7 protein-coding genes and 1 pseudogene are annotated in these 7,763 nt (G+C 71.1%); 5 read left to right on the forward strand and 3 right to left on the reverse strand.

Annotated features, from left to right (window positions below; genetic code table 11):
• Positions 1 to 500: SIS domain-containing protein (locus RMO85_RS18015; RefSeq protein ID WP_310530097.1), on the reverse strand; the 500-nt coding region annotated here is incomplete at its 3' end.
• A 121-nt stretch (positions 501 to 621) separates the two neighbouring features.
• On the opposite strand from RMO85_RS18015, the gene RMO85_RS18020 reads away from it, so the two are divergent.
• The 4 genes from RMO85_RS18020 to RMO85_RS18035 are packed head-to-tail and all read left to right on the forward strand — an operon-like array spanning position 622 to position 5,380.
• A complete protein-coding gene (locus RMO85_RS18020; protein WP_310530098.1) occupies positions 622 to 1,377 on the forward strand; it encodes a GntR family transcriptional regulator in 756 nt (251 codons plus the stop codon).
• Complete coding sequence (locus RMO85_RS18025) at positions 1,374 to 2,633, forward strand: PTS transporter subunit EIIC (protein ID WP_310530099.1); 1,260 nt, start codon at positions 1,374 to 1,376, stop codon at positions 2,631 to 2,633. Before RMO85_RS18020 ends, RMO85_RS18025 begins: the two co-directional genes overlap by 4 nt.
• A gap of 2 nt (positions 2,634 to 2,635) precedes the next feature.
• On the forward strand, positions 2,636 to 3,751 hold the full coding sequence (gene nagA / locus RMO85_RS18030) for an N-acetylglucosamine-6-phosphate deacetylase (RefSeq protein WP_310530100.1): 1,116 nt from the start codon (positions 2,636 to 2,638) through the stop codon (positions 3,749 to 3,751).
• Between the two features lie 27 nt (positions 3,752 to 3,778).
• Positions 3,779 to 5,380 (forward strand): hypothetical protein, encoded by a 1,602-nt coding sequence (locus tag RMO85_RS18035; RefSeq protein ID WP_310530101.1) that lies wholly within the window; start codon positions 3,779 to 3,781, stop codon positions 5,378 to 5,380.
• Between the two features lie 287 nt (positions 5,381 to 5,667).
• Here the strand turns inward: RMO85_RS18035 and RMO85_RS18040 are convergent, their stop codons facing one another.
• Both RMO85_RS18040 and RMO85_RS18045 read right to left on the reverse strand, forming a co-directional pair.
• Entirely contained in the window at positions 5,668 to 6,600 is a 933-nt protein-coding gene (locus tag RMO85_RS18040) for an oxidoreductase (RefSeq protein ID WP_310530103.1), read from the reverse strand.
• Positions 6,597 to 7,415, reverse strand: coding sequence for a maleylpyruvate isomerase family mycothiol-dependent enzyme (locus RMO85_RS18045; RefSeq protein ID WP_310530104.1), 819 nt, complete (start codon positions 7,413 to 7,415; stop codon positions 6,597 to 6,599). Before RMO85_RS18045 ends, RMO85_RS18040 begins: the two co-directional genes overlap by 4 nt.
• Positions 7,416 to 7,452: 37 nt before the next feature.
• Here RMO85_RS18045 and RMO85_RS18050 point away from each other — a divergent pair.
• Positions 7,453 to 7,763, forward strand: a pseudogene (locus RMO85_RS18050) (alkyl hydroperoxide reductase); the annotation flags it as partial.

A 7,763-nucleotide genomic window follows, 5' to 3' on the forward strand; every position in this document is an offset into this window, starting at 1 on the left:
CGCTGCGCGCGGCGTTCGGGCTCCACGCCCCCCGCCCCCTGCTGGGTCTGGTTGTTGTTGGGGGCGGTACGGGCCACCTCCGGTCCGGCCTGGGTGACCAGGGCCAGGTCGGACTCGGTGGCCAGGGTCGAGCCGGCACCGTTGGTGACGGCCACCGTTGCTGCCCCGCACGACGCGGCCCATTCCTGTGTCTGCACGATCTCGGTGGTCTCGCCGGACTGGGAGACCGCGACGACGAGGGTGTCCGAGAGGTCGAGCCGCGCGCCGTAGTGCGTGGCCACGCTGGGCGCGGCCAGTCCCGCCGGGACGCCCGCAGCGGTCTCCAACAGGTAGCGACCGTAGATCGCGGCGTTGTCCGAGGAGCCCCGTGCCACCAGCAGCACCCGCGTCCGGGTCCCCATCAGCGCGCGGATCTCGGGCCGGAGCGGGAGTAGCGCGTCGAGCGTGCGGCGAGCCGCCGCGGGCTGCTCGGCGATCTCGCGGGCCATGTGGGACGTCATCGGACTCCTCTTGACAGCGGCCCGGTTCTCGGGCCATCCTCTGGGAACTGGTACGTACCAGACCGTACCAATAGATCCTGACTTTAGTCGAGAGCGAATTTCGAGAGGAGCTGCCGAGTCCATGGCCACATTCCTCACCAACGGCCCCACCCCCAAGCACGAGCAGCTCAGCGACCGGCTGGTCGAGCTCGCCCGCGCCGAGCTCGGGCCGGGAGCGGTCATCCCCTCCGAGCGGGAGCTGATGGCGACGTACGGCGTCTCCCGGGCCACGGTCCGCAAGGCGATCGAGAACCTCATCGCGGACGGGCTGCTGACGCGCATCCCGGGCAAGGGCACCTTCGTCGCCCAGCCGCGGATCGAGAGCAACCTGCACCTCGCCTCGTTCAGCCAGGACATGCGCAGTCGCGGACTCACCCCCTCGACGCGGCTGATGCGGGTCGACGAGGAGCGCCCGCCGGCGGACATCGCCCGCGCGCTGCGCCTCGGGTCGAGCGGTCTCGCCTGGCGGGTGGACCGCGTGAGGCTGGCCGACGGGCAACCGATGGCGCTCGAGAACGGGTGGTACCCGCGCTCCCTGCTGCCGGCCCTCGACACCCAGGACCTGACGGGGTCGCTCTACCAGCTCTTCGTCGAGGAGTACGGCCACCCGATCGATGCAGCCGAGCAGACCCTGTGGGGCGAGTCCGCCGACGGCGCCACAGCGCGTCGCCTCGAGGCCCCCGTGCACACGCCGCTGCTGGTCTTCCGACGGCTCTCCTCCTCGCGGGGTCGCCCCCTCGAACACGTCGTCTCCCGATACCGCGGGGACCGCTACCAGCTCCACATGAGCCTCGTCGGCACACCGCCGAGGAAGAACAGGAAGGGAAGAACCACGTGAGCACTCAGGACACCGCCACTGGCGGATCACTGCGGAGTCGGGTCAACCTGGCACCGTTGCAGAAGTTCGGCCGCAGCCTCATGCTGCCGATCGCCGCACTGCCGGCCGCCGCGCTGTTGCTGCGACTGGGCCAGCCCGACCTGCTCGGTGCCGACGGCCTCGGGTGGGAGCGGGTGGCAGCCGTCATCGGCTCCGCCGGCAACGCGCTGTTCGCCAACCTGCCGCTGCTCTTCGCGGTCGGCATCGCGATCGGCATGGCGAAGAAGGCCGACGGCTCGACCGCACTGGCCGCCGTCGTCGGCTATCTCGTCTTCAAGGGTGTCGGCGACGCGATGTCGCCGTTGGTCCTGGGCCTGCCTGCCGAGGGCGAGGACCAGGCCCTGATCAACTACGGCGTGCTGGGCGGCATCGTGATGGGCCTCGTCTCGGCCTTCCTGTGGCAGCGGTACTACCGCACGTCGCTGCCGACCTATCTCGCCTTCTTCGGCGGCCGCCGTTTCGTGCCGATCCTCGCCGCCGTGGCCGCCATCGCCATCTCGGTGCTGATGTCGCTGGTGTATCCGGTCTTCGACGACGGCATCACGGGTCTGGGCGAGTGGGCCACGGAGAATGCCGTCATCGGCGGCTTCGTCTACGGCTTCCTCAACCGGATGCTCATCCCGCTGGGTCTGCATCACATCCTCAACAACCCGCCCTGGTTCGTCTTCGGCTCCTACGAGACGGCCAGTGGCACCGTGGTCCACGGGGACATCGCCCGCTTCCTCAACGGCGACCCGACCGCCGGCGCGTTCATGACCGGCTTCTTCCCGATCATGATGTTCGCCCTGCCCGCCGCCGCGATGGCGATCTGGCACGAGGCCAAGCCCCAGAACAAGAAGCTCGTCGGCGGCATCATGCTGTCCTCGGCGCTGACCGCGTTCCTGACCGGGGTCACCGAGCCGCTCGAGTTCGCGTTCATGTTCGTCGCGTTCCCGCTCTACGTCATCCATGCCCTCCTGACGGGCACCTCGCTCGCGCTGGTCAACGCTCTCGGGATCAAGGACGGGTTCGGCTTCTCGGCTGGACTCTTCGACTACGTCCTCAACTTCAACATCGCCACCAGACCGGCTCTGTTGATCGTGATCGGGCTCGGTTACGCCGCCATCTACTACGTGCTGTTCCGGTTCGTGATCCGGAGGTGGAACCTGCGCACCCCCGGCCGCGAGGAGGAGGACGCAACCGACAACCCGCTGCTCCAGCAGGACACGAGCGCCTGACCGTGCTCATCGCCGCCAGCCGTGTGGTCACCCCGACGCGAGTCCTCGCGCCGGGGTGGCTTCGGCTGTCCGGGTCCCGCATCGTCGAGGTCGGCGCCGGGCCACCACCGGACCCGCCTGACATCACCCTCGAGGGCACCGTGGCACCCGGCTTCGTCGACATGCACGTGCACGGAGGAGGAGGCGCGTCCTTCGACACCGGTACGGCGAAGGCCGCCGACACCGTCGCCCGTGCCCACCTCGCCCACGGCACCACCTCGATGGTCGCCAGTCTGGTCACCGACACCCACGACGTGATGACCGGCGCGATCAGGGAGCTGTCGCTGCTGGTCGCCGACGGGCTGCTGGTCGGCATCCACCTCGAGGGCCCGTGGCTGAGCCCGCACCGCTCGGGCGCGCACCAGCCCGGCTCGCTGAGCGACCCGGATCCCGCGGCGGTGGAAGCGCTGCTCACGGCCGGGGGTGGGGCGGTCCGGATGGTGACACTGGCGCCCGAGCTCCCCGGCGGACTCGCCGCCGTGCGCCAGCTCGTCCAGGCCGGGGTGGTCGTGGGGATCGGGCACACGGATGCGACGTACGACATCGCGCGACGCTCGCTCGACGCCGGCGCCAGCGTGGGCACTCACCTCTTCAACGCCATGCGCCCGCTGCACCACCGCGAGCCGGGCCCGGTGGGCGCCCTGCTCGACTCCGAGGCGGACGTCGAGCTGATCGCCGACGGGGTGCACCTCCACCCGGCGGTGCTGCGCACGGCCCTGCGCGCCAAGCCTGGCCGCAGCGTGCTGGTGACCGATGCGATGGCGGCTGCCGCGGCGGCCGACGGGGACTACCGGCTCGGGCAGATGGCCGTCGAGGTGCGTGGTGGTGTCGCCCGGCTGGCCGGGCAGGGTGCCATCGCGGGCTCGACCCTGACGATGGACGCGGCGGTGCGCTTCTGCGTGCACGAGGCCGGCATCGACCTGCTCGACGTGATCACCGCCGCGACGACGACGCCGGCCCGGGTGCTGGGGCTGACCGAGGTCGGGGCGCTCGAGCCCGGTCGGCTCGCCGATCTGGTGGTCCTGGACGACGAACTGCACGTGCTCCGGGTCATGCGCCGCGGGGCGTGGCAGGTCTGAGGGCTCGCACGCCCTAGCCTTGCCCGCGTGATCTGGATCGTCCTGGGACTGCTCGTGGCCTGGGTCGCGATCGGTCCGTGGGTGCTCGTCGCGGTGGCGGCGGTGCTCTTCGTGCCCCGGATCCGCTGGTGGTGCCAGGACCGGATCTGGATCAGCCGACGGCGGGCGGGCGCAGCGATGGTGGTGCTCGCGAGCGTTGCTGGTCTGATCGTGCTCGTCCCGGACGGCTGGCTGCCGATTCCGCAGTCGCCCGGGCTGCTCGTGACGCCGTCGTACGTCGGACGACCGACTGCGGCACGTCCGGTGCAGCTCGGCGCGATCGCGCAGAACCCGCACCTCGCGCGCAACGGCGCCAGCTCGATGCACAACGACGCGTTCGCCTCCGACACCTACGCCTGGGCCGGCCCCAGCGGCCTCGAGCCCGAGGTCGACACGTCGTGGTTCGGCATCGAGGAGTGCGCCACCCTCGTGTTCGACACCCACGACCGGCTGGTCGCCCTGTGCGGCGACCTGGCCGGGCCGACGCTGCACGTCATCGACCCCGACTCGATGCGCAAGCTCGCGACCAAGGACCTGCCCGACCGGGCCGAGAGCGACACGGCGCCCTGGCAGGACCTGTGCGGTGGGGCCTACTTCTACCTCGACGCCGCCGACCGGGCGGTTGTGGCGACCACCGACCGCCGGATCATGGCGATCCGCACCTCGGACGCCGACGGCGAGCCCGACCTGACGACCGACGAGACGTGGGACCTCACCTCGGCCGTGCCCGAGGACGACTGCCTGATCGCGCTGCTGCCCGACTGGTCGGGAAGGATCTGGTTCGAGACAAAGGGCGGGCTCGTCGGCACCATCGCTCCCGACAGCGGCGAGGTGACGACGCTCGACCTCGGGGAGGAGATCGCCAACTCCTTCGCCACCGACGAGACCGGCGGCGCCTACGTCGTCACCACCCACGCGCTCTATCGACTCACCGCCGAACCCGGCGGTGCCCCCGTCGTCGACTGGCGCGCGGAGTACGACCGGGGGTCGGAGCAGAAGACGGGGCAGCTGAGCCGAGGCAGCGGCACCACGCCGACCATCATCGACGGCGGCATCGTGGCCATCACCGACAACGCCGAGCCGCAGATGAACGTCGCCTTCTACGAGCGCTCCTCCGGACGCGAGATCTGCACGCAGCCCGTCTTCGCCGACGACGCGAGCGCGACCGAAAACTCGCTCATCTCGCTCGGGGACGGCGTGATCGTGGAGAACAACCAGGGCTACGGCAGCCCGCTCAGCACGCTGCTGGGCCGCGCGACCAGTCCCGGGTTCGCGCGGGTCGACGTCGCCGGTGGCGCCTGCAGGCTCGCCTGGACGAGTGACGAGATCGCCCCGTCGAGCGTGGCGAAGGTGTCGCTCGCCAACGGCCTGGCCTACGCCTACACGAAGAAGCCGAACTGGTGGGGCGTCAGCGCGTGGTACCTCACCGCACTCGACGTCACCACCGGCCGGACCGTGTTCAGCGTGCGCACAGGCACGGGGGTGCTGATGAACAACCACTACGCGGCGATGACGATCGCGCCCGACGGCGCTGCGTGGATCGCGACTCTCGCCGGACTGGTGCGGGTCCGCGATCGGGTGCGGGACTGACTGAGCGGCGTACGACTGATAGCCCGGTTGCCTGCCCGGTTGCCCGGTTGCCTGCCCGGTAGTCCAGCGACAGGTGGTTGCGAAATGGGGGCCGGGACAGCCATCTGCCGCTGGACTACCCCGGTGAGGGCGGGCGCACCCTCCCGATGCGATATCCATGGGCGCGATGGCTCGATCGGGGCGCCTTTGCTAGCCATCCCTCCCATGGATATCCCACCGGGGCGGCACCCTCCCTTCACGACCGCGACCCCCAGCCGAGGCCGGCACCGGTCGACAGGGCGTGCGGACTACGGCCAGGTCAGGCCGACCGCTGTCTCACTGAGCTCCCACAGTTGGCGCTGGACGTCGACGTCGAGGGCGAGGGAGCGGGGGGTGACGATCTGCGGCGTGCCGGACATCTGCCCCGGGCCGGACGGTCCGAGGTAGGTGCTGCCCGGCAGGTCGGCGGTGGCGGCCATCAGGCTCGGCCAGGCGCCGGCGTGCGCCGGCTGCGAGACGGCCTTGATGGCCGCATCGAGGATGCTGGCGACCCCGCCCCGAGCCCGGCCGAACTGCCCGTTCGCCGCGAGGTGCGTGCCGGAGAAGCCGGGGTGGGCCGCCAGCGCACGCAGCGGCAGACCCGAGTCGCGGGCGCGCCGGTCGAGCTCGAAGGTGAAGAGCAGGTTGGCCAACTTGGTCTCGCTGTAGACCGACCAGCGGTGGTAGCGGCGCTCGGCCGTGGGGTCATCGAGGGGCGCCCGTCGCGCCGACCGATGCATCTGCGAGGACACGGTCACCACGCGGGCCTCGCCACTGGCCACGAGCTGTGGGACGAGTAGGCCGGTGAACAGGAACGGGCCGAAGTGGTTGGTCGCCATCTGCGACTCCAGCCCGTCCGCCGTGCGGCGCAACGGGGGCGCCATGATGCCGGCGTTGTTGACCAGCGCGTCGAGCGGACCGAGCTCGCCGGCCTCCCGCGCGGCGGCCCGCACCGAGGCAAGATCGGCCAGGTCGACGACGAGCTTCTCGAGTACGGCGGCGGGCACCTCGCCCAGGATCGCGGACTCGGTGTCGTCGAGCTTGTCGGCGCTCCGCCCGGCCAGCACGACGCGACCGCCCCGGCGCGCGAGCTCGAGGGCGGTGAAGTGGCCGAGCCCGCCCTGGGTGGTGCCGGTGACGAGGATCGTGCGTCCCGTCTGGTCGGGGATCTCGGCAAGGGTCCAGGCCGGGGACGAGGTCACGGGGTGACGGCCAGGTGGTCGAGGAGCTGCTGACCGAGGACGTCAACGCCCAAGATCTCGACGCGGCCGGGCTCGGGACGGCGGCGGCCGCCGGCCAGGACGACGAACGACTCGCGGTCGGTCCGGAGGGCCACCGAGGGCGTTGCCGGGACGTCGGCGAGCAGTTGGCCGCGTCCCTCGTCGGTCACGGTCGCGACCACGGGTTCGTGGCCCTCGACCTCGAGCAGCACGGTGGTGCCGGGCGCCGCCTTCAGCTTCTTCGCCAGCACGTAGCCCAGGCTCTCCGCGAGGTAGCCGGCACTGTGGCGGGCCGCGGGGCTGTCCATCCCTCCGGGCATGTCAAGCGCGCGGCGTACGTCCTGCTCATGCATCCAGATGTCGAGCGGCCGGTTGCGCAAGAGGGTCTGGGTGTTCCACCCGATGGCGCCGAACAGCCCGGGCGCGGGCGCTGCCGGATCGGTGGGCGGATCGGCGAGCAGCTGCGTGTGCCGGGCCGTGGTGCAGCTACGGATCTCGTTGATCAGCTCGTCCGGCGTCCGGTCGCGGCGCGCGACCACGCCCTGCTCGGTGAACTGCCCCATCATCCCGCGGGCGTGCGGGGCGTCGCCGATCTCGACGTCCTCGTGGTCGTGGCCGGCGAGCAGCGACTCGAGGTGCCCGGTGTGGGCGGCGACGGCGTGGACGTCCCAGCCGGGCAGGTCGGTCGGGGTGTCCCACCCGTCGGCGGGGACCTTCTCCAGCAGTGCGGTGAAGTCGTTGACCGCCTCCCACCAGACACCGACGTAACCACTCAGCTTCTCGGGGGCATCACTCATGCCCAGAGACTAGGGCGTCACTGGAACAATGGGGCAGGTGCGCGTCCGAGCCCCCGAACTCACCGGCCGTGGCTGGCTCAACACCGCCGCCCGGCTCAGCCTCCGTGACCTGCGTGGTCGCTTCGTCCTGCTCGACTTCTGGACCTTCTGCTGCATCAACTGCCTGCACGTCCTCGACGAGCTGCGCCCGATCGAGGAGGCGTACGCCGAGGAGCTGGTCGTCATCGGCGTCCACTCGCCGAAGTTCGTGCACGAGGCCGACCCGGCGGCCCTGGCCGCGGCCGTCGAGCGATACGGCGTGCACCACCCCGTGCTCGACGACCCGGACCTGACGACCTGGCAGGCCTA

This window comes from Nocardioides sp., from assembly GCF_031422975.1.
GTDB lineage: Bacteria > Actinomycetota > Actinomycetes > Propionibacteriales > Nocardioidaceae > Nocardioides.